Genomic DNA, 26,950 nt, shown 5'->3' with positions numbered 1-26,950 from the left:
TGATACATGACAGGAAGGGAGCCGGCCCTCCATCCGGTCATAATGCATGGCTGATCCGCATGCCGAATGGTGAGGAATAGCGATTTTGTCGAGTAAACGTTCAGCGCTGCTTGCGTCTGCCTGCGTTATGCCGCTGTTCTGGACAGCGGGCGCGCATGCACAGGATGAAGCAGCACAGAACACGCCATTCGGCGGAGATATGGCACCTGCAGGCGGCATGGAGCAGCAGCCCCAGGAACCGCAGGTGGAGGCGATCAAGCCACCCCCGCTTGAAGATCCGATCGAAGCCGTGGACATCAAGGGCAACAGCCGGATCGAGACGAGCACCATCCTGTCATACATGGTTGTCCAGCCTGGCGACCGGTTCAATCAGGACCTGCTCGACCGTTCGCTCAAGACCCTGTACGCCACGGGCCTGTTCCATGATGTCACGCTCAAGCGCGTGGGCAACGTGCTGGAAGTGCACGTGGTCGAGAACCCGATCGTCAACCGTATCGTGTTCGAAGGCAATCATTCGGCCAAGGACGAGGACCTGACCAAGGTCATCTCGCTCCGTCCGCGCGCGGTCTATTCCCCGCAGGGCATTTCCGCCGACCGGCAGAAAATTCTTGGCGTCTATGCCGAAAAGGCCCGTTACGCGGCCACCGTTACGCCGCAGATCATCCGCCTCGCGCATAACCGCGTCGATGTGATCTTCCACATCAACGAAGCGCAGAAGACGCTGATCAAGAAGGTGACGTTCGTAGGGAACCGCGCCTTCAGCAGCGCGCGGCTGGCGGGGGTCGTGTCATCCAAGGAGACGGCGTGGTACCGGTTCTTTGCTTCCAGTGACCAGTATAATCCCGAACGCATCAAGTATGATGCCGAATTGCTGCATCGGTTTTACCTGAAAAACGGCTTTGTCGATTTCCAGATCAAGAACGCCACGGGTGAACTGTCGGCCGACCGCAAGAGCTTCTACATCACCTATACGATGGAAGAAGGCCCGCGTTACCGGCTGAACAAGATGGATGTACGCTCGTCCCTGCGCCATGTCAGCGCGGAGTCCATGCGCAAGTACATCTCGCTGTTTCATGGGCAGTGGTATGACGGCAGCGCGATCCAGCATAACGCGACGGATATGCAGGAAATGCTGCAGGGCAAGGGCTATCCCTTCGCCATGGTTCATCCTGAAATTGCCCGTAACCCGGAAAAGCGCACCGTCAACCTGCTGTTTGACATAAGCGAAGGCCCGCGGATGTATGTTGAGCGGATCGACATCAACGGCAACACCATTACCGAGGACAAGGTCATCCGGCGGCAGCTGCCCATGGCCGAAGGCGACCCGTACACGCCGCTGGACCGCAAGTATTCCAAGCTGATCCTGGAAGATCTTGGCTTCTTCAAGACCGTCTCGATCGACCAGACCCCGGGGTCCGCGCCGGACAAGGTCAATATCTCGGCCGACGTGGTGGAAAAGCCGACGGGCGAATTCTCGCTGGGTGGCGGGTACTCGACCGATGCCGGCGTGCTGGGCAATCTCGGGCTGAAGCAGCATAACCTGCTGGGCACCGGCATTGACGCCGGCTTCACCGGCACGGCCGCTTATTACGAAGATCAGGCCGACATTTCGCTGACCGACCCGTATTTCCTGAACCGCAACCTGGTGGCGGGTATCGACATTTTTGGTATCCAGAACCGCTACATGACCTATCAGAGCTATTCGGAAGGGCGGTACGGCATCACGCTGCGCATGGGGTATTCGTACAACAACCATCTGTCGCAGTCGTGGAGCTATACGCTGACCGACCGTCAGATCGGGGATACATGGTCCGATTCGTCCTATTACGTGCAGGATCAGAACGGCTGGTCGCTGCTGTCGCAGCTGAGCACCACACTGACATACGATACACGTGACCGCAGGCAGCAGCCGCATAAAGGTTTCGTGGTACGTGTGGGCGGTGACTTCGCCGGTATCGGCGGGAATGAACGTTACCTGCGTGGCAAGGTGGATGCCGCCTATTACATCCCGCTTGACAGTATCATGGGCAACCATGACTGGACCGTCAGCTTCCGCGCGGGTGCAGGCGACATCATGAACTGGGGTGGCGGGCGCAGCGACATCATCGATAACTTCTACCTTGGTGGTAATTCGCTGCGCGGCTTCATGGATGGTGGCGTCGGTCCGCGAAGCTACGCCATCCCCGCGCGTGACGGGAACCCGATGCATTCGCAGCAGGATTTCCTTGGTGGCCGGTTCATGTACACGGCCTCTGCGCAGGTGGATTTCCCCATTCCGTTTGCATCGGCCATGGGAATCAAGGGACGGTACTTTGTGGATATGGGCGGACTGGACGGGCTGCGTGTCCGCCGGCGCTATACCTCCATGAAGGACTGGCCCAAATATACGCCGGTCTATGATGATACGCTGACGCCTGTTGTCTCGACCGGTGTGGGTATCGCGTGGAAGAGTCCGTTCGGGCTTGTGAATATTGATCTGGGTGTTCCCCTGCATAAGGGAACGAACGACAGGACCCAGCTGCTCCGCTTCGGCTTCGGCCAACAATTCTGAGGTGATAATGTTGCGTAAATCCGGCATTCGTCTGCTTGCCGCAACCGCTCTGCTCGGGTGGGGATATCAGGCCGTATCGGGCGCGCATGCGCAGGGCTCCGGCGGAAATGCGGGCTGGTTCGTGCCCAAGGCGGCCCAGCCTGCGGCCCGCCCCGCACAACATGAGGCACCTGCCCCCGTGCAGTTGCCCGCGCCGTCATCCGACAGCGAGGAAGCGCAGTCACAGACCCCGCCCATCCTGCCGCAGCCGCCCGTGCCCAAGGCGCCGGACGTGCCCAAGAGCGCCCCGCCGCCAGCCCCCGTCATCGGGGTGATCAGCGTGCCGGATGTCATGCGCATGTCATCAGCGGCACAGCAGGCCGAACGCGTGCTGGGCGCGCGCCGCGACGATCTGGCCCGCGACGCCCAGAAGGAACAGGCTGGCTGGCGTGACGAGCAGCAGAAGCTGCAGGGGCAGGCCAAGACCATGTCCTCCGACCAGATCCAGAGCAGCGAGCGCAAGCTGCAGGAACGCGTGCTGGCGGCGCAGAAGAACTTCCGCAACCGCAACCGCGTAATCCAGGAAGCCGCCCAGGTGGCACTGGGGCAGATCGAACGCGAACTGGTCCAGATCATCCGCGCGGTTGCCAGCAGCCGCGGCATGAATCTGGTGCTGCATCGTGAACAGGTCGCCCTCAGTCAGGAAGGACTTGATATTACCCAGCAGGTGGCGACACAGCTGAATGGCGTGCTGCCGACGGTCTTTATTCCTGCGGCGGATGTAGATCCCGAAGTGTTGGCCAAGTCGGGTACGATGCCGACCACGGCGGATGCCGACCGCGCGGCGTCCACCCCGCCTGCCAAGCATTAAGGCTGGTTTCATGACAGTGACGCCGGATAATGTACCGGGCGATCCACGGTTTTTCGTCACGCAGGGGCCGTTCGGGCTGGACCAGCTGGCGCAGTGCAGTGGCGCCGAACTGCGCGGCGCGGCCGATGGCGCGGGGGACGGGCATGCGTTCACCGGCATCGCGCCGTTGCAGTCCGCAACCCGGGATCAGGTCAGCTTTCTGGATAACCGGCGCTACCTGCCCCTGCTTGAGGGGACGGGCGCGGGTGCCGTGATCGTGGCCCCGGCCTTCGCGGACAAGGTGCCCCCCCATGCGGCGGTGCTGGTGTCGAAGGCGCCGTACCAGGCATGGGCGCGCATTGCGTCCCTGTTCTACCCGCCGCCGCCGGTCCGCCCGGGTATTCATCCGTCCGCCATCATCGGAACCGGGTGCGACATTGACCCGACCGCCGCGATCGGCGCCTTCACCGTTGTGGGTGACAGGGCGCGGATTGGTGCGGGTGCCGATATCGGCAGTCATGTCAGTATTGGCGGTGGGGTGGAAATCGGTGCGCGGTGCCGGATTGGCGCGCATGTCGCCATTTCCCATGCCCTGCTGGGCGAACGTGTTACGTTGCTGCCTGGCGCGCGCATCGGGCAGGACGGGTTCGGCTTTGCCGTGACACCCGAAGGGTTTGAAAGCGTGCCCCAGCTTGGCCGGGTCATTCTGGAAGACGGAGTGGAGATCGGAGCCAATTCCACGGTGGACCGCGGGTCCATTCGTGATACGGTGATCGGGGCTGGCTCACGCCTCGACAATCTGGTGCAGATTGGCCATAATGCACGGCTGGGACGGTGCTGTATTGTCGTCTCGCAGGCTGGCATTTCGGGCTCGACCGAACTTGGTGATTTCGTGACGGTCGCGGCCCAGGCAGGGCTGATCGGGCATATCAAGATCGGGACCAAGGCCCGGATCGGCGCACAGTGTGGTGTCATGTCCGATGTGGAGGCCGGGGCCGACGTGATCGGCAGCCCGGCCATGCCATTCCGGGAGTTTTTCCGGAACGTGGCCTTTCTGCGTCGGATGGCCAAAAAAACGACGCAGGATGGAGGCGGGGAAAAGGCGGACAAGGCCTGATCGCCCGGTGCCATCGCATATTCAACCGGCAGGAAGCCGCTGTTCCGTCTGGTACGGGGGGCTTCCGGGCCGAACAAGTGGTTGGACGACGTGGATAAAGAAGTAGAGGCACTCCCGGCAGACGCGGCACCCGCGACGCTGGAATCGATTGACATCATGCGGATCATGGAAGCGATTCCCCATCGCTATCCCTTCCTGCTGATTGATCGCATGGTTGATATCGTGCTGGGGCAGTCGGCGGTCGGCATCAAGAATGTCACGGTCAATGAGCCGCATTTCCAGGGGCATTTCCCCGCGCGCCCCGTCATGCCCGGCGTGCTGATCATCGAGGCGATGGCCCAGACGGCCGCGACCCTGGTGGTCCTGACGCTTGGCCCGGCATTCGAGGGCAAGCTGGTTTACTTCATGACGATCGATGGCGCGAAATTCCGCCGTCCCGTTGGTCCCGGCGATCAGCTGCGCATTCATGTCGAAAAAGAACGTAGCCGTGCGAATGTCTGGAAGTTCAAGGGCATTGCGCGGGTTGATGGCGTTTCCGTTGCGGAAGCAACGTTCAGCGCCATGATAATGGGGTAATCCCGCGGGAAACGGGTGGCGGCGCGGGTCCTGTTCCGGCGGGACCGCTGGCATCTGCTTCCGGGTCTTTGGGCCACAGTTACTTGCGGGGATGGAGGCTATTCTGGCAGGAAGTTCATCTAACGGTACCCAAATGGATGAACGGCGTGGAAAAGCGCCTGAAATCCATCCGTCATCCATTGTGTCCAGCCGTGCGCGTATCGGGAACGGTGTGCGTATCGGGCCCTGGTGTTCGATCGGGCCGGATGTCGAAATCGGGGATAATGCCGAACTGATTTCCCATGTGGTGGTTGATGAACGCACTACCCTGGGCGAAGGGGTGGTGTGCTATCCCTTCACCACTGTCGGCATGGCGCCACAGGACCTGAAATACAGGGGTGAACCCACCTCCTGTATTGTGGGGGCCCGCACCATTATCCGTGAAAACGTGACCATCCACCGGGGCACCGCCACCGGAACGGGTGTGACCCGTATCGGTCCGGACTGCCTGATCATGGCGAATTCCCATGTGGCGCATGACTGCACGCTGGGACGTGGGGTCATTATCGTCAATAACGTGGTCATGGGTGGCCATGTGGTGATTGGCGATGACGCCCGCATCATGGGGGCGGCTGCGCTGCACCAGTTCGTGCGCATTGGCCATGCGGCGCTGGTCGGTGGTGTCTGTGGCGTGGAAGCTGATGTGATTCCGTACGGCAGCGTTCTGGGGAACCGGGCGCGGCTGGTGGGGCTGCACTGGATCTGGCTTCGCCGCAATGGGGTGCAGCCAGACGAGATCCGGCGCATGCGTCAGGCGTTCCGTGCGCTGTATCCCAAGGCTGCCCACGCGACCAGCGCGGTATTTCAGGACCGGCTGGAGCATGTGCGCCAGACCTATGCCGATGATGCCCGGGTGGTTGAAATCCTCGATTTCATTGCCGCCCCCAGCCATCGTGGCCTTGTGCGTGTCCAGAATGGGGACATGATCGAGAGCGATGGCGCCTGAACAGGCACCCGACCGGCAGGGGCCATGCGTCGGTATCCTTGCCGGTGGTGGCCCGCTGCCCGGTCAGGTGGCCCGCGCTGTGGAACAGGCCGGTGGCCGGGTCTTCATTGTCGGATTCCAGGGATTTGCCCAGCCCGAGGTGATCGGCCACTGGCCCCACCGCATGATCCGGCTTGCGGCAGCGGGTGAAATCCTGTCCGCGTTACATGAACATCACTGTCGTGACCTTGTGCTGATTGGCCCGGTGCGGCGGCCCTCCCTTGTCAACCTGCGGCCTGATGCAACGGGCGCGCGGATTCTGGCCCGTATCGGCAAGGCGCTGTTTGCTGGCGATGACGGCCTGCTTGGCGCCATCGTGCGCGTACTGGGCGAAGAAGGCTTCATCATCCGTGGCGCACATGAATACCTGTCCGGTTCACTGGCGCGTCGCGGCGTGATGGGGGCGGTCGGCCCTGATGACGCGGCGTGGGCCGATATTATGCTGGGCCGTCGGGTGGTGCGCGAACTGGGCCGGCTGGATATCGGGCAGGGGTGCGTGGCGCAGGGCGGGCTCGTGCTGGCGGTCGAGGCGCTTGAGGGCACGGACCGCATGCTGGAACGCGTGGGTGGGTTGCGGCAACCCGACCGTCCTGGTGGCGTTCTGGTCAAAATGGCCAAGCCGGAACAGGAACGTCGTGCCGACCTGCCAACAATCGGCCCGCGGACGGTTGCGGGCGCCCTGGCTGCCGGCCTGCGTGGAATCGCGATTGAAGCCGGTGCGACGCTGATAACCGATCCTGCCGCCTGCATTGCCATGGCGGATGAGGCCGGGCTGTTCCTGACCGGGATTGGTGGCGAAGATAAAAAAACGGACTGAAGGGAAATGTCAGATGGGAACCTACCTGCATACAATGGTGCGCGTGCGCAATCTGGAAGCCAGCCTTGATTTCTACCAGTTGCTGGGCATGCGTGAACTGCGCCGCAGGGACGTGCCGGAAGGGAAATACACCCTTGTCTTCATCGGGTATGCCGATAACGCGGCAGGGCAGGCGGAAATCGAACTGACCTATAATTGGGGTCAGGATGATGGATATGATGTCGGTACCGGATTCGGCCACTTTGCCCTTGGCGTGCCCGATGTGACCGCCCTGGTGGAAAAGGTCCGCGCAGGTGGCGGCAAGGTCACGCGCGAACCGGGGCCGGTCAAATTCGGTACCACCTTCATCGCCTTTGTCGAAGATCCGGACGGCTACAAGATCGAACTGATCCAGAAACCCTAAGGCCGGGCGTGCCGTCCCTTATGGCGTGCGCGCGGAAAGCAGGCGGCGCATGGCGCTGAGTTCCCTGGTCGCCGCGTCCAGTGCGGCCAGGATGTCCTGTGCCGCCTGCCGCGTATGTGCGTCCTTGCTGAGGGCCAGCGAATCCGCCCGCAGCATGGCGGGGGACAGGTGGCCACGGATGTCGTGAATGTGCTGTCGCAGCGTTTCGTCGGTCGCGGCGGCAGAGTCGCGTGCAGGGCAGGTCATGGAAATCATCCGGTTATGGTGCGGGAGGGGAGCAGCATTGACGTTGCCCGAAAGCATCAGTATAAGGCGCGGCTCAGGGTTTCCGTAGCGTACGGGGCCTGTTGGAATTTATTCCGTAACCTGTCTGTCATTGTCAATCTGGGAGTGCCGTTGTGAAGCGCACGTATCAACCCTCGAAGCTGGTCCGCAAGCGTCGCCACGGCTTCCGTTCGCGTATGGAAACCGTTGGTGGCCGCAAGGTTGTTGCAAACCGTCGTACCAAGGGCCGCAAGCGTCTTTCTGCCTGAGGCAGGTGACGTCTGTACGTTTCGGGTGCCAGTGTGTGTCCGGAACCATGAATGTCTCTACAAAAGGGGCGGCTGAAAGTGGCCGATAAGTCCACGCGCCTTAAGAAACGCGCTGAGTTCCTGCGGGTTGCGGCCAAGGGCCGCAAGGCCCCCGTTCCGGGACTGGTGCTGCAGGCGCTTGAACGCGGTGACACGCAGGCTGCCCGGTACGGTTTTACCGTAACCAAGAAAGTAGGCAATTCCGTCGTGCGCAACCGGGCGCGGCGGCGCCTGCGTGAGGTGGTCCGGCTGCTGGACCGCGAACAGGCGCTTACGGGTGTCGATATCGTGGTGATTGGCCGGTCTGGCACATGCGGGCGGCGGTTTGATGCCCTGCTGGGCGATTACCGCAAGGCCCTGCGCAAGGCGGGAGTGAAGGAAGAATCGTGAGTACGTCTTCCATCAGCCTGCCTGCCCATATGCTGCGCGCGGTCATTCGCGCGTATCAGCTGGTGATCCGTCCCGTATGGGGCGCGCATTGCCGTTTCACTCCTTCATGCAGTCATTACGCACGTGACGCCATCGCCCGCCATGGGGCCATGCGCGGCAGTGTGCTGGCGGGTTGGCGCATCCTGCGCTGCAACCCCTGGAATGCGGGTGGCCATGACCCCGTTCCCGCCACGGCCTGCGGCTGTGACATGCATGACTCCATGAAAAACACGAAAAGTCTGGCGGGTCGCTGATGGATATCAAGCGTTTTATGGTGGCAACAGCACTGTCTGCCGTGGTGCTGGTTGGTTTTGAGTATTTCCTGCCACAGCAGAGCCATAAAACGGTCGAGCAGCAGGCCCCCACGCCCGCACCGGCCCCCGCGCCAGCGGCAGGCGACAGCAGCACGGCTGCTGCGGCCCCGGCGGATACGGGCCAGCCCGATCCGCGTGTCACGATTGATGCCGACCGCGTGCATGGTTCGCTTGACCTGCGTGGCGCGCGCCTCGATGACCTCGTGCTCAAGAACTATCATGAGACCGTAAAGGACGGCAGCCCGCTGGTGCGTGTGCTGGAACCGCGCGGGCAGGCGGAACCCAACCTGGTTGAGGTGGGCTGGACCAATGTCAGCGGCGGCCATGTCAGCGTGCCGGACGCGAATACCGTCTGGACCGCCGACCATGATACCCTGACCCGGGCACAGCCTGTTACCCTGTCATGGGATAACGGACAGGGGCAGGTGTTCCAGATCAACATCGCGATTGACCAGAACTACATGTTCTCGGTCACGCAGAAGGTGATCAACCACGGGGGGGAAGCGGTTTCGCTGTATCCGTTCTCCCGTGTGGAACGGGCCTATACCCCGGTTGAGACCGGCGGCTACCTTGTGCATGAAGGGCCGATTTCCGTCATTGATCACAAGCTGGATGAAAGTTCCTACAAATCCCTGCGCAAGGGTGCTGTGCCGCCGGGCAATATCGCCTGGACCAAGGCAGGTCAGGGCGGCTGGGCCGGGATTACCGACAAATACTGGCTGTCCGCCGTCATTCCGCAGCAGGATAGCGATGTAGCGGGCACCTATGCCTATCAGCCCACGGGCGGGGACAGGGGCATTTATGATGTCGGTTTCACCGCGCGCGCGCCGCTGGTCGTTGCTGCCGGGGGCGATGCGACGACCGCCAGCCACGTCTTTGCCGGGGCGAAGGAAGTGCCGCTGCTGGAAAAATATGAATCCAGCCTGCATATCCCCGATTTCTGGAAAGCGGTCGATTTCGGCTGGTTCGCCTTTCTGACCCGTCCGATCTTTACGGTGCTGGACTGGCTGAACACCATGCTGGGCAATTTCGGTCTGGCGCTGATGGCGTTCACCCTGCTGGTCAAGGCGCTGTTCTTCCCGCTGGCGACCAAGCAGTTCCATTCCATGGGCAAGATGCGGCAGCTCCAGCCCAAGATCAAAGCCCTGCGTGAGCGGTATAAAGACGACCAGATGGCGCTGAACCAGCAGATGATCGCACTGTACAAGCAGGAAAAGGTCAACCCGGCTAGCGGCTGCCTGCCCATGCTGCTGCAGATCCCGGTGTTCTGGTGTCTGTACAAGGACCTGTACGTTACCATCGAGATGCGGCACGCGCCCTTCTTCGGCTGGATTCATGACCTGTCGTCCTTTGACCCGACAAACCTGTTCACCCTGTTCGGGCTGATCCCGTGGAATCCGTCGGTCATCTCCCCCATGCTCCAGCTTGGCCTGTGGCCGATCGCGTTCGGGCTGACCATGTTCGCCCAGATGCGCCTGAATCCGGCACCGGCGGCGGACCCCGCACAGCAGAAGATGTTCCAGTTCATGCCGATCATCTTCACGTTCTTCATGGCGCGCCAGCCATCGGGACTGGTGATCTACTACTGCTGGAACAACCTGCTGACCATGGCGCAGCAGACGTTGATCCAGCGCCGGATGAACAGGGGTACGCCCGCCGCCAAGGCACCGGCGAAGCCGAAGCTTCCGGCCGGGAAGAAATAACTTACGGGGACCATGATGGTGGAATTTTCCTCCTCTGCGCCGACACCGGAAGAAATGGAACGCGACCGTGAAATCGGTCGCGTGCTGTTCGCTGGCGAATTCAACTTCGTGTTCGGCGCGCAGAAGCTTGGTCAGCTACCCGATCCCGTGCTGCCGGAAATCGCGTTCGCGGGGCGGTCCAATGTCGGCAAGTCCAGCCTGATCAATGCCCTGACCGGGCGGCGGGCGCTGGCGCGGGCATCGTCCGAACCGGGACGGACCAAGCAGCTCAATTTCTTTGAACTGGCTGACCGGCTGACGCTGGTGGACATGCCCGGCTATGGTTTTGCCAAGGCGGCCAAGGCGGTCAAGGAAGACTGGCAGGGCATGATGTTTTCCTACCTGCGTGGCAGGCCGACGCTGCGCCGCGTGGTGCTGCTGCTGGACAGCCGGGTGGAAGTCAAGGCGACCGACCAGGAAATCATGAAGCTGCTGGACCGGGCTGCCGTGACCTTTCAGGTCGTGCTGACCAAGTGCGACGTGCCCAAGCCTGCCGTGCTGGAGGCCAAGCTGCGCGAAGTCACGGGCATCGTGGCCACGCATGCGGCGGCGTATCCGCACGTACTGGCGACCAGCAGCGAAACCGGAATGGGGATCGAGGACCTGCGTGCGGAACTCGCACGGCTGGCCAATCCGGTATAAGGCGGCCATACGTCTGGCCCCACCCATGGGCCATGGTATTCAGCAGTCAGGAGCGAAGGGAACGTTCGGATGACAGGAACGCAATCGGGCGACCAGGAGGCGCAGGTACGGGCCGAGGTTCTGGCCAGGGCGCTGCCTTACCTGCGTCGGTATGCGGGGGACACGGTTGTCGTCAAATATGGCGGCAGCGCGATGGTCGATACATCGCTGTCCACGGCGTTTGGCCATGATATCGCGCTGCTCAAGCAGGTGGGTGTCAACCCGGTCGTGGTGCATGGCGGTGGCCCGCAGATCAGCGCGATGCTCAGGCGGCTGCAGATTGAGTCGACCTTCATCGACGGCCTGCGCGTGACCGACGCCGCCATGATCGATGTGATCGAGATGGTGCTGGGTGGCAAGGTGAACAAGCAGGTCGCGGGCCTGATCAACCGGGCCGGTGCGCTGGCGGTTGGCATTTCGGGGCTGGATGGCGGCCTGATTTCCGCCCGCAGGCTCCAGCGCCGCGCGCGTGAAGCCGGTATCGAGACCGACCGCCTGCTGGACCTTGGTTTCGTGGGGGAACCCACCCGCATCGACCCGCGCGTGATCTATGCGTTGTCCGGTTCGGGGCTGATCCCGGTGATCGCCCCCATTGGCGCGGGCGAGCAGGGTGAAACCTACAACATCAATGCCGATACGGCGGCCGGCGCCATTGCGGGCGCGGTCAATGCCAGCCGCCTGCTCATGCTGACGGACGTGCCCGGCGTGCTGGATGGCGATGGCAGGCTGATCCCGGAACTGACGGCGGAAGATGCCCGTCGCGGCATTGCCAGCGGCATGATTTCGGGCGGCATGATCCCCAAGGTCGAAACCTGCCTCGAGGCCGTGCGTGCCGGTGCGAAGGCTGCCGTCATCCTTGATGGCCGGGTGCGGCATTCCTGCCTGCTGGAACTGTTTACGGAAGCCGGACCGGGCACGCTGATCCGGGGTGGGTAAACCGCGCCGGATCGGGTAATGTGGGCAGGGGCATTGCGTTGACATTGCCCCTGATCCTCCGCATGGTCCGCAGGCGATTCAATACCGAAGGCCCCCGGCATGACCCGCCGGGACAGTCAGCCCAAGACAGGATTTTGCAAATATGACCGATACATCCCTCCAGAGCCAGATCGAGGCCCTGTGGGAGCGTCGCGAGACGCTGTCCACCGCGACAACCGGCGCGGACCGTGATGCCGTCGAGGCGGCGCTGCTGGCGCTGGATTCAGGCAAGCTGCGCGTCGCGACCCCGGGCGCGGATGGCTGGACTGTCAATGAATGGCTGAAGAAGGCCGTGCTGCTGTCCTTCCGTTTCAATGACAACCGGATTGTTGAAGGCGGCGGCGCGGGTGCGCCCAGCTATGACAAGGTGCCGCTGAAATTCGCGGGCTGGGACCAGGCGGCGTTCGCCGCTGCGGGCTTCCGTGCGGTGCCGGGCTCCATCGTGCGCCGTTCCGCGTTCATCGCGCCGGGTGTCGTGCTGATGCCCAGCTTCGTCAACGCTGGTGCGTATGTCGATAGCGGCACGATGGTCGACACGTGGGTCACGATCGGCAGCTGCGCGCAGATCGGCAAGAACTGCCACATCAGCGGCGGCGTGGGCATTGGTGGCGTGCTGGAGCCGCTGCAGGCGGCCCCTGTCATCATCGAGGACGGCTGCTTCATCGGCGCGCGTTCGGAAGTGGCCGAAGGTGTCGTGGTCGAACGCGGCAGCGTGCTGTCCATGGGCGTGTTCCTTGGCGCATCGACCAAGATTGTCGACCGCAACACGGGTGAGGTCTTCATGGGCCGTGTTCCGGCCTATTCCGTGGTCGTGCCCGGCACGCTGCCGCCGCGTCAGGCCACCAGCGCCGATGGCAGGCCGCTGCCGTCGCTGGACTGCGCGGTGATCGTCAAGCGCGTTGATGAACGCACGCGCTCCAAGACCTCGATCAACGACCTGCTGCGCGGCTGAGCGGCATCATGGGGAATGGCGGAATCGCGGATACGGAACAGGACCCCGGCGGCGTTGTCGCCCTTGCGCGTGACCTGATCCGCTGTCCTTCCATAACCCCCGATGATGGCTGCGGCATTACCGCGCTGGCCCGCGTGCTGGAACAGATCGGTTTCAGCGTAAAGCTGCTGCCGTTTGGTGACGGGGCGGCGCGGACCCCCAACCTGTTCGCCCGCCTGGGTACCGGGCGCCCGCATCTGTGTTTCGCCGGGCATACGGATGTCGTGCCGGTGGGGGATGTGGCGTCATGGGCGCATGATCCCTTTGGCGGGGACATCCATGATGGCGTCCTGTTCGGTCGGGGCGCGTGCGACATGAAGGGGGGCATCGCCGCCTTTGTCGCCGCCGTCCGGCTGTATCTGGACAGGACGGCGCATCCGCAGGGATCGATCAGCCTGCTGATCACGGGTGATGAGGAAGGCCCCGCCACCAACGGCACGGTGCGTGTGCTGGAATGGATGGAAGCCGAGGGCCAGATTCCCGATTTCTGCCTTGTGGGGGAACCCACCAATCCCGGCGAGATGGGCGAAGTCATCAAGATCGGCCGTCGTGGCAGCCTGAACGCCCATATTGTCGTGCATGGCACGCAGGGGCATGTGGCCTATCCCCATCGGGCGGACAACCCGGTTCACCGCCTGCTGGCGCTGCTGGGGGAACTGACGGCGGCCCCGCTGGATGTCGGCAGCGAATGGTTCGAGGCGTCAAGCCTGCAGGTCACCAGCCTTGACGTGGGCAATACGGCCACCAATGTCATTCCCGCAAGCGCCGCGGCCCGGCTGAACATCCGCTTCAATGACCTGCATAGCGGTGCCGACCTTGCCGGCTGGATCCGGACCGTGGCCGCGCGGCATGCGCCGAAGGCTGAAATCGGCATATCCATCAGCGGTGAATCCTTCCTGACCGAGCCCGGCGCCCCGGTGGAAGCCCTGCGTGCGAGCGTGCGGGCGGTAACCGGCCACGTGCCCAGGCTGGATACCGGTGGCGGCACGTCGGATGCCCGCTTTATCAGCCGGTACTGCCCGGTGGCGGAATTCGGGCTGGTTGGGGCAAGCATGCACAAGACGGACGAGCATGTCAGCCTGTCGGACCTGAAGCAGCTGACAGCGATCTATACCGGCTTTCTTGAAAAGGTAATGCGTTAATGTCTGATCGCAGCACATCGCCCGAGCCGAATTCACCCGGACTGGGCATGATCCTCAAGGGGATGCTGCTGCTGGGACGGGGCCGCCCGGAAGGGATCGCCTATTTTGGCAATACGCGTGATTCCGTGCTGTCGGCGCTGGCGCCCCGCCTTGCACTGTGGCTGGTGGGTGGCGGACTGACCATTGGTACCGCGCCGCAGGCGATCAGTGGGGTGAAGGTGCTGTTCGCGCTATGCCTGATCCTGCTGCCCGCCATTGTCACCCATGCGCTGGCGCGACGGTGGAAGCGCGAAGGGTTGTGGCTGCGCTACATCACGGCCGCATGGTGGACGGACTGGGTCACGCTGTTCGTAGGGCTGGTGGTGGCGCTGCTCATGGCGCTTGCGTCGCCCAGGCTGCTGGAATCCAGCACGGGGGCGATGATCCTGAACGGAGTGGAGTTCGGTTACAGCCTGTGGCTGACATGGTATGTCGCCCGCGTCGGGCTGCTGCTGCGGCGGGGGCAGGCAGTGGTGCTGGTACTGGCGGTGCTGGGCAGTCTTGGGCTGCTGTCAGCAGTGGTCGGGGTAATGTCTCCCAACCAGCGCGCGTGGCATGAATTCCTCTATCCCCTGCTGATGCAGCAGGGGCAGGGCGCTGCCCACTGATTAAACATGAAAGTTGTCGGGTGCCGCCTTGTTTTCAAAAACGTTTGCCGGTTATGCCCTGACGGCTGCACAGGTCAGCGGCTGAAGGGATTTTCCTGGTAGCCTACGCCAGTCAGGCACAGCCCTTCCGGCGGTGCGGTCGGACCGCCCGCGCGGCGGTCGCGGGCCGCAAGGGCCTGCTCGACCCGTTCGGGCGCCCAGCGGCCTTCCCCCACCAGTTTCAGTGTCCCGGCCATGTTGCGCACCTGATGATGCAGGAAGGACCGGGCTTCGGCTTCGATCACGACATATGCGCCCTCGCGCCGGACATCCAGACGGTCGAGCGAGCGCACCGGACTGCGGGCCTGACAGGCCGAGGCACGGAAGGACGTGAAGTCATGCCGTCCCACCAGCGACTGGGCGGCGCTGTGCATCACATCCGCATCCAGCGGCGCGCGGACATGCCACACATGGCCTTCTTCCAGTGCCGGACGGGCCGGGCGGTTGAGAATACGGTAGCGATACGCGCGTGAGCAGGCTGAAAAACGCGCATTCCAGTGCGGCAGGACCGGGCGCGCCATAAGCACGACAACCGGGTGCGGCTTCATATAGAAATTCAGCCCATCCCGCACCGTGGCGCTGGACAGCGTGACATCGGCCGGGAAATCCAGATGCGCGACCTGCCCGCTGGCATGCACGCCCGCATCCGTGCGGCCTGCGGTGATGCTGCGAACGGTGCGCCCGGCTGTCAGGTTGCTTGCGGCATCTTCCAGCAGGCCCTGTATCGAGATCAGGTGATCCCCCTGCTGGCGCTGCCAGCCGACAAAGCCGCGCCCGTCATATTCCATCAGCACCGCCCACCGGCAGACCGATGGCGGGGCGGCATCACCAGGACGCGCGGGCGGGGTTTCAGTCACCGGGCGTCTCCACCCCGAAGCGCGTGTTGGGGATTATGGCCTGCCCACGCAGGAAATCGGCGGCGTCCATCATGCCGCGTCCGGGGCGCTGCAGGCGTGTGATGCGCAGCGTCGTGCCCCCGCCACAGGCCACCAGCAGGCGGTCATCAACTACCGTGCCGGCTGTGGCCCGTGTCATGTCCGGCGCGGGACTGACGGCCCCGATCTTGATGACCTGCCCTTCCAGCATGGTGAACGTGCCTGGCCATGGCGTCAGGGCGCGGACCTGCCGGTCAATGTCGGTGGCGGGGCGGGTCCAGTCGATGCGCCCGTCTTCACGGCTCAGCCGCTGGACATAGGTCACGCCGGTATCAGGCTGCGGCGTGCCGGGAAAGGCGGGTCGGCTCAGGACATCAACAATCAGCCGCCCGCCCATGGCGGCAAGGTCGTCATGCAGGGTGGTGGCGGTGGTGTGACCGGTCAGCGCCACATGGTCACGCAGCAGCATGGAGCCGGTATCCAGCCCCGCATCCATCTGCATGATGGTGACGCCACTTTCGCTGTCACCAGCCAGAATGGCGGCCTGTATGGGGGCGGCACCGCGCCAGCGCGGCAGCAGGCTGGCATGGATGTTCAGGCAGCCACGGGTGGGGGCGTCAAGCATCTCCACAGGCAGAATCAGCCCATAGGCCGCCACTACGGCCGCATCCAGCTTCAGGTCACGGAAATACGCCTGTTCCGCCATGTCGCGCCGCAGCGACCGGGGCGTGCGCACGGGTATGCCCAGTTCTTCCGCCGCGACCTGCACGGGGGAAGGGCGCAGCTTTTTCCCGCGTCCGGCAGGACGGGGCGGCTGGCTGTAGACGGTTACGATGTCATGCCCGGCCTGATGCAGGGCACGCAGGGCGGGCACCGCGAAATCGGGCGTGCCCATGAAGGCCAGTCGCATGTTGGTGGAGTCCGTTCAGGCTGGGCCGGAACCCGTCTGGCGCGCGTGGGGTCCGGCGGGGTGATCGCGGTGGGCGATCAGTGCTTCTGGCGCTGTTCCTTCGCCAGACGACGCATGATCATGTTGCGCTTGAGCGCGGACAGGTGATCGACGAACAGGATGCCTTCCAGATGGTCGATCTCGTGCTGCAGGCAGGTGGCCAGCAGGTCATCGGCTTCGATTTCCTGCGCCTTGCCATCCATGTCCTGATAGCGCACGCGCACGGCTTCGGGGCGGATGACTTCGGCATACTGGTTGGGCAGCGACAGGCAACCTTCCTCGCGCACGGCCATGCTGTCCGTCTCGGCGATCACTTCGGGGTTGATCAGCACCAGCGGGTTGCGCGCCTCATCCTTGTCGGCCACGTCCACAATGGCGAACCGCATGCCAAGGCCCACCTGCGGGGCGGCAAGGCCAATGCCGGGCGCCTGGTACATGGCGGCGAACATGCGGGGGATGATGGTGCGCAGTTCGTCCATGTCCTCGGGGCGGACAAGGCGGGTTTTCTGGCGCAGGACCGCCTGGGGTGCGACCAGGATCGGCATGGGGGTCGCCTGAGCGATGACATCATGATCAATCATAGACTGCCATTTAGCGTGTCCCCACACGCGATGCCAGAGGGGAGGCGGCCAAAATGCCATGGCGCGGGCACGAAGTCCTCCCCTTGCGCATGGCTATTATTCTCCCATATCGTGAAGGGACGGGGAGCGGATGCTGTTTCGGGTCCGTTTTTTTTCCGTTTCTTGTCTCGCTCGCAGCAGAGGAGGCCGATTTGTCGGGTAGAGTTTTCGGGTCACCCATGTTCCTCGGGTTTGACCATCTGGAGCAGATGCTTGAACGCGCATCGAAAAATGCGTCGGACGGGTATCCGCCCTATAATATAGAACAGGTCAGTCCCACGACCCTGCGCATTACGCTGGCGGTGGCGGGGTTTGTCATGGAAGACCTGCACATTACACAGGAAGACAACCAGCTTGTCATTCGCGGCCGGCAGAGTGACGACGGTCAGGGACGGATATTCCTGCACCGTGGCATTGCCGCCCGCCAGTTCCAGAAGGCGTTTGTTCTGGCCGAGGGAATCGAGGTCGGCGGCGCGTGGATGGATAACGGCCTGCTGCATATCGAATTGGCCCGCCCGCAGCCTGAAGTGCGCGTGCGCAAGATCGAGATCGGGCGTGCGCCGGCGTCCCCATCGCGCGATCGTGTCGCGCCCGTGGTGGACGTACCCGCCGGACGCAAGCAACGTATGGTGAGGGTGATTGACGAGGAATAACAGCGTACGCCGTAATGGAACGGCCTGTATTGCGATGCAGATGGAAAGGGACGGTCGTCCCTTGATGATGCAGGAGATAACGCGATGAGAGTCACAACACAGAATGGTCGGGTGCTGCTGCAGAATGATGCGGTGAATGTGGCCCCGGTCATCAGTACGTCGGAACTGCGCGGTCTGGGCATGGAATCGGTGGCCTACATCCGTGAGGTGGAAGTCGAGGGCGAGGACGCATTCGCCATTCACGCGGCCGACGGAACCCCCATGGCGGTGACGGAAGACCGGGAAACCGCCATCAACGCCATCCTCCAGCACGAAATGATGCCGGTACCGCTGCACTAACGCCTTTCATTACAGTCCATAAGGCAATGGCCCTGTCCCGGTTTGCGGGGCAGGGCCATTTGCGTTGCTGGGTGTCGCCAGTTCGCGCGGCGGGGCGCGAACCGGCCTGTCGTGTCAGCCCGCCTGACGCATGGACGGGTCAAGCCAGCCGATATTGCCGTCGGGTCGGCGGTACAGCACGTTGATGGTATCGGTCTTGATGTTGCGGAAAAGCTGGATCTGGCTGTCTGCAAGGTCAAGGCGCATGACGGCCTCGCTTACGCTCAGGGCCGGGATTTCGGTCGGGTGTTCGGCAATGATGGTGGCGTAAGGGCCTGCGGGAGGCAGCGATGCATCCTCATCCTCGGCGGCGCTGTCTTCGCTGTCTGCGGCAAGGGGGTCGGCCATGCCGGGACGCAGGACGTAACCGCGGCCCATTTCGGGCACCTGCTGGCGGACCTTGAGGTGGCCGTGATTGGTGGCCTTGCGGTGATAGCGGCGCAGGCGCCGGGCAATGTGTTCGGCTGCATCGTCAAAGGCGGAATGGGCGTCCGCCGCCTCGCCTTCGCCGCGCAGGGTCAGGCCGCGCGTGGCATGCAGGTTGATGTCACAGGTAAAGAACGAACGCGCGCGGCTGAAGGTAACGCGGGCCTCCATGGCCTGCCCGAAATATTTTTCCGAAATGCGGTCCAGATGGGCGCTTACCCGGTGTTTCAGGGCATCGGACAGGTCGATCTGCTTTCCGGCAACACTGATGTGCATAAGGGGTAACTCCTTACATGATCACAACGCAGTCGCATGCGGGAGACGGGATACCGTCGTTCAGTCAGTTGTCATGAATCCTTGGGGACGATCCTGCTCCCATGCGGGCTGCGTTCTGGTGGCGGTTGCGTTGTACCAGTCGGGCACATGGTCCCGAACGGGTGTATTTGGGCATGGTTGCAGTGCCGCTGTCCATGCCTTCGTTGCATGAAAGCCCACAGCTTTTCCGATGATCAGCCCCTTGCATGCACGTCCCGCCGCACAGGGTGCGCGCATAAGGGTCTATAGCGTGAATTTTTCACCCAGATAGACGCGGCGCACGTCTTCGTTCGCCACGATTTCCTCGGGCCTGCCTTCTGTCAGCACCTGCCCGCTGTGCATGATGTAGGCCCGGTCGATCACTTCCAGCGTCTCGCGCACGTTATGGTCGGTAATCAGCACGCCGATGCCACGATCCTTCAGGTGGGCCACAAGGTCACGGATTTCGCCCACCGCGATGGGGTCGATCCCGGCCAGCGGTTCGTCCAGCAGGATGTAGTGCGGCTGGCTGGCCAGCGCGCGGGCGATTTCCAGCCGCCGCCGTTCCCCCCCCGACAGGGCGAGGGATGAGGAATGCCGCAGCCGCGTAATGCCGAATTCCCCCAGCAGGCCATCAAGCATCGTCTGCCGCCGGTCGCGGTCGGGTTCAACGATCTCCAGGGCCGCCATGATGTTCTGTTCAACATTCAGGCCACGGAAAATGCTTGATTCCTGTGGCAGGTAGCCAATGCCCATCCGGGCGCGGCGGTACATCGGCAGCTGCGTGATGTCCGCGCCATCCAGCGTGATGGTGCCCATGTCCGGGCGCACCAGTCCCACGATCATGTAGAAGCTGGTGGTCTTGCCCGCGCCATTCGGCCCCAGCAGGGCCACGGCCTCGCCACGCTGGACCTGTAGCGAAACATCGCGCACGACCTGCCGTTTCTTGTAGCTCTTGCCGATGCCACTGGCGATCAGCCCCGTTTCCGGTGGGGGAACCGGCTGTTCGGTGGTGGACTGTTCCACCGGGGATGTCGTGTTCATCGTGCAGATCCCTTGTCACCTTTGCCCGCCTGGTTCGGAATGACCAGGCCGCTCACCCGTGATCCGGGGTTGTCGGTCAGTGTCGCGATGTCGGTATGCATGTTCACGATGGCGGATGTGCCGCTGACCTGATTTTCCCCACGGGTGATATGCACGTTGCCAACCAGCCGGGCAATGCCTGTATCGGGCACGTACACGCCCCGGTCGCCGGTTATGGTCTCGGTGCGGGTGCGGATCACGATATGGCCGAAGGCGTCGACATGGTCGATCGTTCCCGCGCCGGGCGCGGGACGGTCATCAACATCGGCGTTGTCCGACGGGCTTTTTCCATCGGGATGGGTTGCATCCCATTCGTGGCGCGGATGGCTGCGCTGCGCCTTTGGCCTGTCATATCCGACCAGTACGTCCGCGCGCAGCTGCCGCCCGTCATTCGTGGTCATGGTGGCGTTGCCACGGGCGACCGACATGTGGTCGTGCGAATGGTATTCCAGCACGTCGCGCGCGGTCAGGATGTCCTGCGGCGTGGTCATCTTCAGATGCTGGCCGGTCATGACCAGAATGGCCTGGTCTACGTCATACACCGCATGGTCCCCCCATGCCTGGTCATTCATGTTGAAGGCATGGACATGGCCAATGGCTTCCAGGCGGTAGACCTCGCTCGCGCCGCCACCGGCACCGTTGGCGTCCCCACCGCCTGCAGCGGTGCCCGTTCCGGTGGCTGCAGGCCCGCCGGGCGCGCCCGCGGGTGCCGGCGCATCGGGCGTGGGCATGTCCTGTGGCAGCGTGTCGGATGTGGTGGTCAGGCTGGTATCCACATCAGGGTCGGCGCCGGTGGGGGTGGCAGGTGTTGTTGGTGGCGCGGGTGGTCTGGCCGTTGCGGTCGTGCTGTCCGTGGCCTGCGATCCGTCATCCGTTATGTGGGGGCGGCGCGTTTCCGGCGGCGGGGCGACCCCCAGATGGGCCGCCAGTGGCGCATCGGCCCCCGGCGGCCTTGGGTCCGTGGCCTGCGGCGTGGCGGGTGCGCCCTGCCCGGCCGGGGCGGTTGCGGCCTTCCTGCGGTAGAAGGCGATCAGCCGGTCCGCCCGCACGGTCATGTCGCCACGGATGGCCTGCGCGCGGTCATAGGCCGTGACGGTCTGCGCGTTCTGGTCCCAGTCGAAGCCACCGGCGGCGGTGACATTGATCTGCTGCCCATGGGACATGTCCAGCCCCTGCGCCATGACGGGATGTGCCGCCACCAGCCCAACAAGGACGCCGCCAAGCGACAGGCGGAATGTTACGCGCGCCATCAGTTCGATCTTTCCGCTGCGTTGAGGATCATGCGGCCCGGCCCGCGAAACAGCATGATACCGCCGCGTGTGTCCAGCATGCCGCCCTGTACGTCAATTTCGCCAATCGGGCCTTCGCCATGGATCCAGCTGTCGGTGACGATGATGTTGTGGCGCATGTCCACATCGGCCGAGGGGCTGAGCATGAGGGTCCCGTCATTGCGGTAAACCGTGACATCATGCGTCAGGTCCAGAATCTGCGCATGCTGGATATAGACGCCATCGCGCGCGGTGACATACATCCAGTTTCCATTATCCATCAATGTATCGGCGGCGGGGTTGCTCAGGTCAATCCGTTCGGATGAAATCTGGCGCGCCTCGTCCGCCGTGACCATGTAGGGACGGCCATGATCGTCCAGCCCGCGATAGGTGGGGTTGAGCATGCTGCCGCTTTTCACGCGCACATGGCTCATCTGCGCCATTGTGCCGGTATGCATGATGACCGCGCGCTGCACCGCGGGCCATGCCGCGATGGACCCCAGCAGGATAAGCGCCAGAAGCGGCAGCATCCATTTGGCGGACCGCATGATCGCCTGCCGCCGTGCGAGGTCGGCGGCGTTGGGCAGCAGGCGCGTACGGGTTGACTGGTCGAATATGCTGCGCTGGCGTTCGATGTCGGCCGCGCTGCGGGCGTAGTCCTCACGCTGGATCTGGTTGGGATCGGTCCCGTCGTCCCTGTTATCGTCCGGCTGATCGGTCATGCAACGCCAGCACGAAGCAGGTCATGAAGGTGGAGGATGCCGACGGGATGGTCGTTGCCGTCCAGCACGAAAATGCTGGAAATGGGACGGGGCCGGTCGTTCATGATGCGCAGTGCTTCCGCCGCCAGCACGTCGGGGCCAATGGTCTGCGGCTTGGCATTCATGATGTCGATGGCACAGGTGTGGTCCAGGTCCTGTTCCAGCGCAAGACGCAGGTCGCGGTCCGTAATCAGGCCGGTCAGGCGGTTGCCCGCGTCGACCACCCCCATGCAGCCAAAGGCCTTGCGGGTGATTTCCATGATGACCTGCCGCAGCGGCATGCCGGCCGGGCCCAGCGGCATGGCGTCGCCGGTATGCATAAGTTCACTGACCCGGCGCAGCTGCGGCCCCAGCCGGCCGCCGGGGTGAAAGATGCCGAAATCGCTGGCGCTGAACCTGCGGCGCTGCAGCAGCACGACGGCCAGCGCATCGCCCAGCGCAAGCTGCATGGTGGAACTGGTGGTAGGGGCCAGCCCGTTGGGGCAGGCTTCAGGCGTATGCGGCAGCGGCAGCACGATATCGGCCGTGCGCGCCAGCGTGGACCCCGGGACCGACGTCATGGCGATCAGCAGCATGCCAAACCGGCGGGTATGGGAAATGATGTCGGCCATTTCCTTCGTTTCGCCGGAATTGGAAATGGCAAGCACCGCATCCCCGCGCTGCAGCATGCCCAGGTCCCCGTGCGATGCTTCGGCCGGATGCACGAAAATGGAAGGCGTGCCGGTGGAGGCAAGGGTCGCCTGGATCTTGCGCCCGATATGCCCCGATTTGCCAATGCCGGTCACCACCACGCGCATGTTGTCCGCCAGGATGCGGTCGACCACCTGGACAAAGGCCGTCCCCAGTCCCGTTCGCCCATCGGGGCCGGAGTCTTCCATCGCCGCGATCATGGCCTGCAGGCCGGCGGATTCGGTGCGCAGCACGCTGCATGCCTCGCTCAGCATGCGGGCATGGGCCTGCGACATGCTTTCTGCAATGGCGGGGAGGGAGGGGGAAAGGCTGCTGTTCATGCCGGGTCTGTATTGTCGTGAAATGGGTCCCGGTCAAACGCGGGAACCATTATCAGGCTGCGCGATGCGCGAAAATATCCGGATCCTCGTATCCCAGAATATCCAGACGCGCGCGGGTTGGAAGGAAATCGTAACAGGCCTGCGCCAGTTCACGGCGGTTTTCACGGTGCAGCAGTGCTTCCAGCTTTTCCCACAGCGCATGCAGGTACAGCACGTCGGACGCGGCATAGGCCAGCTGTTCGGGCGTCAGATCAGGTGCCCCCCAGTCGGATGTCTGCTGCTGCTTGCTCAGTTCCACGCCCAGCAGTTCGCGGCACAGATGTGCCAGCCCGTGACGGTCGGTATAGGTCCGCACCAGCTTGGAGGCGATCTTGGTGCAGATGTTCGGCGCAACCGTAATGCCAAGGGTATGCTGCAGGATCGCAACATCGAAACGGGCGAAATGCATGAGCTTGGGCCGCTGGGGATCGGTCAGTACGCGCACGAGGTTGGGGCAGTCCGTCGCCGTGACGCCGCGCGGCATCTGTACCAGGTGGGCATGGCCGTCCCCGGCGGAAAGCTGCACCAGGCACAGCCGGTCCCGGTGCGGGTTCAGGCCCATTGTTTCCGTATCAACGGCTACGGCGCCGGGAAACGTGACCCCGGCCGGCAGGTCGCCGCGATGGAAGTGGATGGCGTCGGGGGCCGGGCTTGCAGCCATATAAAAAATGCTCCGTCACGATGGTCGGCATCACGGTGGCAGGTCTGGAACGCAACCGCAAGGAAGGCGATCCGTTGTGTCGCAGTCCCATCCGTATCCCGGACGGGGGATGCTGGCCTGCCCGTGAAGTTCAGGTCGTCGTGGGCGGTTTACACCAATTTGCGCGGGGAGACAGACAAAAAGATAACGGGACAGTCCCGAATGGGCTGTCCTGTCCGTCCCCGGAGGGGAGTGTTATCATTTTTTATAAAGAGATGGTGCCCAGAAGAAGACTCGAACTTCCACGACCTTGCGGCCACAGGTACCTGAAACCTGCGCGTCTACCAATTCCGCCATCTGGGCTCAGAGGCTCCCCAGCGGAGGCCGCCGGGGTGGTGTGAGGGGTGTTTAGTCCGGCCCGGCGGTACGGTCAACAGGGGAAATGCATTTTTTTGAAATCAGGCGCATTTTTTTCTTTTTTCCGCCCGGCGCGTCCCGGCAGCAGGGGAAGAATTGACTGTCTGGCGTGGCTGGAAAATGGGAAAACGGCAGGCAGCGCAATCATGCGCCACAGATGGGGGCAGGCTATGACGCGTAAGGTGGCGACGGTATTTGGCGGGGCCGGATTTGTGGGGCGGTCCGTGGTGGGGCGTCTGGCGCGCGTGGGCTATGTGGTGCGCGTGGTCGGGCGCACGGCGGGGAAGGCGGCAACGCTGCGGATGATGGGCGATGTGGGACAGGTGGTGCCTGTCGTCGCCTCCATCATGGACGAGGCGGCCTGCGTTGCCGCGATCGAGGGGAGCGAGGTGGTCATCAACCTTGTGGGAATCCTCTCCCCCCATGGTGCCGGGACGTTCGAGGCCATCCATGTGGAAGGGGCCGGGCGCGTGGCGCGACTGGCCGCGGCATCGGGGGTGGAGCGCCTGATCCATGTCTCGGCGCTGGGGGCGCAGGTCAGCAGCCCCTCCGCCTACGCCCGCAGCAAGGCGGAGGGGGAATGCGCGGTCAGCCGCGCCATGCCCGAAGCCGTGATCGTGCGGCCATCGCTGATCTTTGGCGTGGACGGCCCCATCCCGGCCATGTTCGCGCGCATGGCGCGGTTCATGCCCATCGTGCCGGTCTTCGGGGCGGCGACACGGTTCCAGCCGGTCTGGGTGGGGGATGTGGCCGAAGGTCTGGTCCGCATCGCAACAGGGGCGGACATGGCGGGGGCCATTTTTGAATTCGGCGGCCCGAAGGTCCTGACCATGCGCGACATCGTGGCGTGGGCGGCGCGGTGGGGCGGCCATCCGCGCCCGTTATTCGCAGTGCCGCGCTGGCTTGCCACCCTTCAGGGGGCTGTGCTGGAGCGCCTGCCCGGCCATGTGCTGACGCGCGACCAGGTCCGGCTGCTGTATGTCGATAACGTCGTGGCTCCCGGCGCGCGCACGCTGGATATGCTGGGCATTACCCCGTCCCCCATGGGGCTGGTTATGGGGTGATGGTCCCCGAACTTCGGATTTTCGGGAATTTCTGGCGTTTTCTTTGAATAAGGTCAGTACTACTGTCTTTTATTCATGCGGGGGGTTGCGTAGGTCTGTCCCTCGCTGCGGGTATGTGTCGCGTGCCCACGGCGTCCTTCCATTATGCAGACCAGGGGCAGACCGATGGCCGAGCGCATGCTGAAATTCGTCTCTGTGGCGCAGGAGCAGCCGGACAAACGGCCTGCCGAGGCGCGCCGCAGGGACTTCAACGAGATTTATGACGAATTCGTGCCTGCAAAGGCCGAAACGCAGGCTTCGCGCTGTTCGCAGTGCGGGGTGCCGTTCTGTTCGGTGCACTGCCCGCTGGGCAACAACATCCCTGACTGGCTGATGATGACGGCGGCGGGACGGATGGAGGAGGCATACGAACTGTCGTCCGCCACCAACACCTTCCCCGAAATCTGTGGCCGCATCTGCCCGCAGGACCGCCTGTGCGAAGGCAACTGCGTGATCGAGGAAGGATTCGAAAGCGTCACCATCGGCGCGGTCGAACGCTACATTACCGATACCGCCTTCGATAATGGCTGGGTGAAGCCGGTGAAGCCGGTGGCCGAGCGCGATGAAAGCGTTGCCATCATCGGCGCCGGTCCCGGTGGCCTCGCCGCTGCGGTCCAGCTGCGCGAGCAGGGCTATCAGGTCCATGTCTATGACCGCTACGACCGCATCGGCGGCCTGCTTATGTATGGCATCCCCGGTTTCAAGCTGGAAAAGGACATTGTCCTGCGCCGCCACAGGCTGCTGCTGGACTCCGGCATCCAGTTCCATCTGGGCAAGGGCGTTGGTGATGCGGATGGCGCGGACAGCATTGCGTTTTCCACCCTGCGCGCGCGCCATGATGGCGTGCTGATCGCAACGGGTGTGTACAAGTCGCGCGATATTGGCGGTCCCGGTGCGGGGCTGGGTGGCATCGTGCGCGCGCTGGATTACCTGACAGCGTCCAACCGCGTCTCGCTGGGCGATACGGTTGCGGAATATGACAGTGGCGAGCTGAACGCGGCAGGCCGCTCGGTCGTGGTGATTGGCGGTGGCGACACGGCCATGGACTGCGTGCGTACCGCCATCCGGCAGGGTGCGAAGTCGGTGAAGTGCCTGTACCGCCGCGACCGCGCCAACATGCCCGGCTCGGTGCGTGAAGTGAAGAACGCCGAGGAAGAGGGTGTCGAGTTCGTCTGGCTCGCCGCCCCCCAGGCGTTCGAGGGCGAAGGCAGTGTGAGCGGCGTGCGCGCCAGCCGCATGAAGCTGGGCCTGCCCGACGCCAGCGGCCGCCAGTCGGTCGAACCGGTGGAAAACAGCGCGTTCACGCTGGAGGCGGATCTGGTGGTCAAGGCGCTGGGCTTCGATCCCGAACCGCTGCCCACGCTGTGGGGCCAGCCGGAGCTGGAAGTCTCGCGCTGGGGCACGCTCATGGTGGATCGGAAAACGTTCATGACCAGCCTGCCGGGCGTCTTTGCGGCGGGTGACATCGTGCGCGGGGCCAGCCTGGTGGTATGGGCCATCCGCGACGGGCGCGACGCGGCAGCGCAGATGCATGCATGGCTTGAGGAAATGACGGCCGCACGGGCCGAGGTGGCGGAGTAAGCAT

General features: G+C 63.6%; 30 protein-coding genes and 1 tRNA gene. 20 read left to right on the top strand and 11 right to left on the bottom strand.

The window, feature by feature from the left end:
- Positions 1-127 precede the first annotated feature (127 nt).
- From bamA to gloA, 7 genes are all read left to right on the top strand, one after another.
- Complete coding sequence (gene bamA / locus B7449_RS02205) at positions 128-2,551, top strand: outer membrane protein assembly factor BamA (protein WP_039732741.1); 2,424 nt, start codon at positions 128-130, stop codon at positions 2,549-2,551.
- A 7-nt stretch (positions 2,552-2,558) separates the two neighbouring features.
- Positions 2,559-3,401 (top strand): OmpH family outer membrane protein, encoded by an 843-nt coding sequence (locus tag B7449_RS02200; protein WP_039732742.1) that lies wholly within the window; start codon positions 2,559-2,561, stop codon positions 3,399-3,401.
- Positions 3,361-4,497, top strand: coding sequence for a UDP-3-O-(3-hydroxymyristoyl)glucosamine N-acyltransferase (gene lpxD / locus B7449_RS02195; RefSeq protein WP_039732743.1), 1,137 nt, complete (start codon positions 3,361-3,363; stop codon positions 4,495-4,497). The genes B7449_RS02200 and lpxD overlap by 41 nt, the downstream gene beginning before the upstream one ends.
- A gap of 90 nt (positions 4,498-4,587) precedes the next feature.
- Positions 4,588-5,073, top strand: a complete 486-nt coding sequence (gene fabZ, locus B7449_RS02190; protein ID WP_039732838.1) for a 3-hydroxyacyl-ACP dehydratase FabZ — start codon at positions 4,588-4,590, stop codon at positions 5,071-5,073.
- A gap of 133 nt (positions 5,074-5,206) precedes the next feature.
- Positions 5,207-6,058: an acyl-ACP--UDP-N-acetylglucosamine O-acyltransferase gene (gene lpxA, locus B7449_RS02185; protein ID WP_039732744.1), complete on the top strand. Its 852-nt coding sequence runs from the start codon at positions 5,207-5,209 to the stop codon at positions 6,056-6,058.
- Entirely contained in the window at positions 6,048-6,914 is an 867-nt protein-coding gene (locus tag B7449_RS02180; protein WP_039732745.1) for an LpxI family protein, read from the top strand. The genes lpxA and B7449_RS02180 overlap by 11 nt, the downstream gene beginning before the upstream one ends.
- 13 nt (positions 6,915-6,927) lie before the next feature.
- Positions 6,928-7,317, top strand: coding sequence for a lactoylglutathione lyase (gene gloA / locus B7449_RS02175; protein ID WP_010513819.1), 390 nt, complete (start codon positions 6,928-6,930; stop codon positions 7,315-7,317).
- Positions 7,318-7,335: 18 nt separating this feature from the next.
- Here the strand turns inward: gloA and B7449_RS02170 are convergent, their stop codons facing one another.
- Positions 7,336-7,563 (bottom strand): hypothetical protein, encoded by a 228-nt coding sequence (locus B7449_RS02170; RefSeq protein WP_167335732.1) that lies wholly within the window; start codon positions 7,561-7,563, stop codon positions 7,336-7,338.
- A 152-nt stretch (positions 7,564-7,715) separates the two neighbouring features.
- On the opposite strand from B7449_RS02170, the gene rpmH reads away from it, so the two are divergent.
- The 9 genes from rpmH to B7449_RS02125 all read left to right on the top strand — a co-directional run bounded on the left by rpmH (position 7,716) and on the right by B7449_RS02125 (position 14,810).
- Positions 7,716-7,850 (top strand): 50S ribosomal protein L34, encoded by a 135-nt coding sequence (gene rpmH / locus B7449_RS02165; RefSeq protein WP_010507731.1) that lies wholly within the window; start codon positions 7,716-7,718, stop codon positions 7,848-7,850.
- A gap of 78 nt (positions 7,851-7,928) precedes the next feature.
- On the top strand, positions 7,929-8,279 hold the full coding sequence (rnpA, locus tag B7449_RS02160; RefSeq protein ID WP_039732746.1) for a ribonuclease P protein component: 351 nt from the start codon (positions 7,929-7,931) through the stop codon (positions 8,277-8,279).
- On the top strand, positions 8,276-8,572 hold the full coding sequence (gene yidD, locus B7449_RS02155; protein ID WP_025437582.1) for a membrane protein insertion efficiency factor YidD: 297 nt from the start codon (positions 8,276-8,278) through the stop codon (positions 8,570-8,572). Before rnpA ends, yidD begins: the two co-directional genes overlap by 4 nt.
- Positions 8,572-10,335, top strand: coding sequence for a membrane protein insertase YidC (gene yidC, locus B7449_RS02150; protein WP_039732747.1), 1,764 nt, complete (start codon positions 8,572-8,574; stop codon positions 10,333-10,335). Before yidD ends, yidC begins: the two co-directional genes overlap by 1 nt.
- Before the next feature lie 54 nt (positions 10,336-10,389).
- Positions 10,390-11,016, top strand: a complete 627-nt coding sequence (yihA, locus tag B7449_RS02145) for a ribosome biogenesis GTP-binding protein YihA/YsxC (protein WP_082084727.1) — start codon at positions 10,390-10,392, stop codon at positions 11,014-11,016.
- A gap of 69 nt (positions 11,017-11,085) precedes the next feature.
- Entirely contained in the window at positions 11,086-11,991 is a 906-nt protein-coding gene (argB, locus tag B7449_RS02140) for an acetylglutamate kinase (protein WP_039732748.1), read from the top strand.
- A gap of 142 nt (positions 11,992-12,133) precedes the next feature.
- Positions 12,134-12,982: a 2,3,4,5-tetrahydropyridine-2,6-dicarboxylate N-succinyltransferase gene (gene dapD / locus B7449_RS02135; protein ID WP_039732749.1), complete on the top strand. Its 849-nt coding sequence runs from the start codon at positions 12,134-12,136 to the stop codon at positions 12,980-12,982.
- A gap of 8 nt (positions 12,983-12,990) precedes the next feature.
- Positions 12,991-14,163 carry a succinyl-diaminopimelate desuccinylase gene (gene dapE, locus B7449_RS02130; protein ID WP_048883177.1) on the top strand — a complete coding sequence of 391 codons (1,173 nt, stop codon included), beginning with the start codon at positions 12,991-12,993 and terminating at the stop codon, positions 14,161-14,163.
- Complete coding sequence (locus tag B7449_RS02125) at positions 14,163-14,810, top strand: hypothetical protein (protein WP_199858338.1); 648 nt, start codon at positions 14,163-14,165, stop codon at positions 14,808-14,810. Before dapE ends, B7449_RS02125 begins: the two co-directional genes overlap by 1 nt.
- A 74-nt stretch (positions 14,811-14,884) precedes the next feature.
- Here the strand turns inward: B7449_RS02125 and truA are convergent, their stop codons facing one another.
- From truA to def, 3 genes are all read right to left on the bottom strand, one after another.
- Positions 14,885-15,637 carry a tRNA pseudouridine(38-40) synthase TruA gene (gene truA, locus B7449_RS02120; RefSeq protein WP_199858340.1) on the bottom strand — a complete coding sequence of 251 codons (753 nt, stop codon included), beginning with the start codon at positions 15,635-15,637 and terminating at the stop codon, positions 14,885-14,887.
- Between the two features lie 61 nt (positions 15,638-15,698).
- Positions 15,699-16,634: a methionyl-tRNA formyltransferase gene (fmt, locus tag B7449_RS02115; protein WP_039732751.1), complete on the bottom strand. Its 936-nt coding sequence runs from the start codon at positions 16,632-16,634 to the stop codon at positions 15,699-15,701.
- Between the two features lie 77 nt (positions 16,635-16,711).
- A complete protein-coding gene (gene def, locus B7449_RS02110) occupies positions 16,712-17,254 on the bottom strand; it encodes a peptide deformylase (protein WP_010513806.1) in 543 nt (180 codons plus the stop codon).
- A gap of 218 nt (positions 17,255-17,472) precedes the next feature.
- Here def and B7449_RS02105 point away from each other — a divergent pair, with 218 nt between their 5' ends.
- Positions 17,473-17,946: an Hsp20 family protein gene (locus tag B7449_RS02105; protein ID WP_082084723.1), complete on the top strand. Its 474-nt coding sequence runs from the start codon at positions 17,473-17,475 to the stop codon at positions 17,944-17,946.
- A gap of 84 nt (positions 17,947-18,030) precedes the next feature.
- The gene (locus B7449_RS02100; protein ID WP_039732753.1) at positions 18,031-18,285 is read left to right on the top strand and encodes a DUF1150 family protein; all 255 of its coding nucleotides are present in this window, start codon (positions 18,031-18,033) and stop codon (positions 18,283-18,285) included.
- 114 nt (positions 18,286-18,399) lie between these two features.
- Here B7449_RS02100 and hpf read toward each other — a convergent pair whose 3' ends face one another.
- The 7 genes from hpf to B7449_RS02065 form a co-directional block, all read right to left on the bottom strand.
- Positions 18,400-19,026: a ribosome hibernation-promoting factor, HPF/YfiA family gene (hpf, locus tag B7449_RS02095; protein WP_039732754.1), complete on the bottom strand. Its 627-nt coding sequence runs from the start codon at positions 19,024-19,026 to the stop codon at positions 18,400-18,402.
- A 282-nt stretch (positions 19,027-19,308) separates the two neighbouring features.
- Positions 19,309-20,088, bottom strand: coding sequence for an LPS export ABC transporter ATP-binding protein (gene lptB / locus B7449_RS02090; protein WP_039732755.1), 780 nt, complete (start codon positions 20,086-20,088; stop codon positions 19,309-19,311).
- Positions 20,085-21,377, bottom strand: a complete 1,293-nt coding sequence (locus B7449_RS02085) for an LptA/OstA family protein (protein ID WP_039732756.1) — start codon at positions 21,375-21,377, stop codon at positions 20,085-20,087. The genes lptB and B7449_RS02085 overlap by 4 nt, the downstream gene beginning before the upstream one ends.
- Positions 21,377-22,117: an LPS export ABC transporter periplasmic protein LptC gene (gene lptC / locus B7449_RS02080; RefSeq protein ID WP_039732757.1), complete on the bottom strand. Its 741-nt coding sequence runs from the start codon at positions 22,115-22,117 to the stop codon at positions 21,377-21,379. Before lptC ends, B7449_RS02085 begins: the two co-directional genes overlap by 1 nt.
- Complete coding sequence (locus B7449_RS02075; protein ID WP_039732758.1) at positions 22,114-23,166, bottom strand: KpsF/GutQ family sugar-phosphate isomerase; 1,053 nt, start codon at positions 23,164-23,166, stop codon at positions 22,114-22,116. The genes lptC and B7449_RS02075 overlap by 4 nt, the downstream gene beginning before the upstream one ends.
- 52 nt (positions 23,167-23,218) lie before the next feature.
- Positions 23,219-23,866: a ribonuclease D gene (locus B7449_RS02070; protein WP_039732759.1), complete on the bottom strand. Its 648-nt coding sequence runs from the start codon at positions 23,864-23,866 to the stop codon at positions 23,219-23,221.
- A gap of 255 nt (positions 23,867-24,121) precedes the next feature.
- Positions 24,122-24,208 (bottom strand) — tRNA-Leu (locus B7449_RS02065).
- Positions 24,209-24,432: 224 nt separating this feature from the next.
- Between B7449_RS02065 and B7449_RS02060 the strand changes: the two genes are divergently transcribed.
- Both B7449_RS02060 and B7449_RS02055 read left to right on the top strand, forming a co-directional pair.
- Complete coding sequence (locus B7449_RS02060; protein ID WP_039732760.1) at positions 24,433-25,326, top strand: complex I NDUFA9 subunit family protein; 894 nt, start codon at positions 24,433-24,435, stop codon at positions 25,324-25,326.
- Between the two features lie 165 nt (positions 25,327-25,491).
- Positions 25,492-26,946: an NAD(P)-dependent oxidoreductase gene (locus B7449_RS02055; protein ID WP_039732762.1), complete on the top strand. Its 1,455-nt coding sequence runs from the start codon at positions 25,492-25,494 to the stop codon at positions 26,944-26,946.
- Positions 26,947-26,950 lie beyond the last annotated feature (4 nt).

The organism is Komagataeibacter intermedius TF2, from assembly GCF_000964425.1.
In the GTDB taxonomy this organism is placed as follows: Bacteria; Pseudomonadota; Alphaproteobacteria; order Acetobacterales; family Acetobacteraceae; genus Komagataeibacter; species Komagataeibacter intermedius.
The sequence above is the reverse complement of the archived record's forward strand: the minus strand, read 5'-3'. Positions and strand labels throughout refer to the sequence as shown.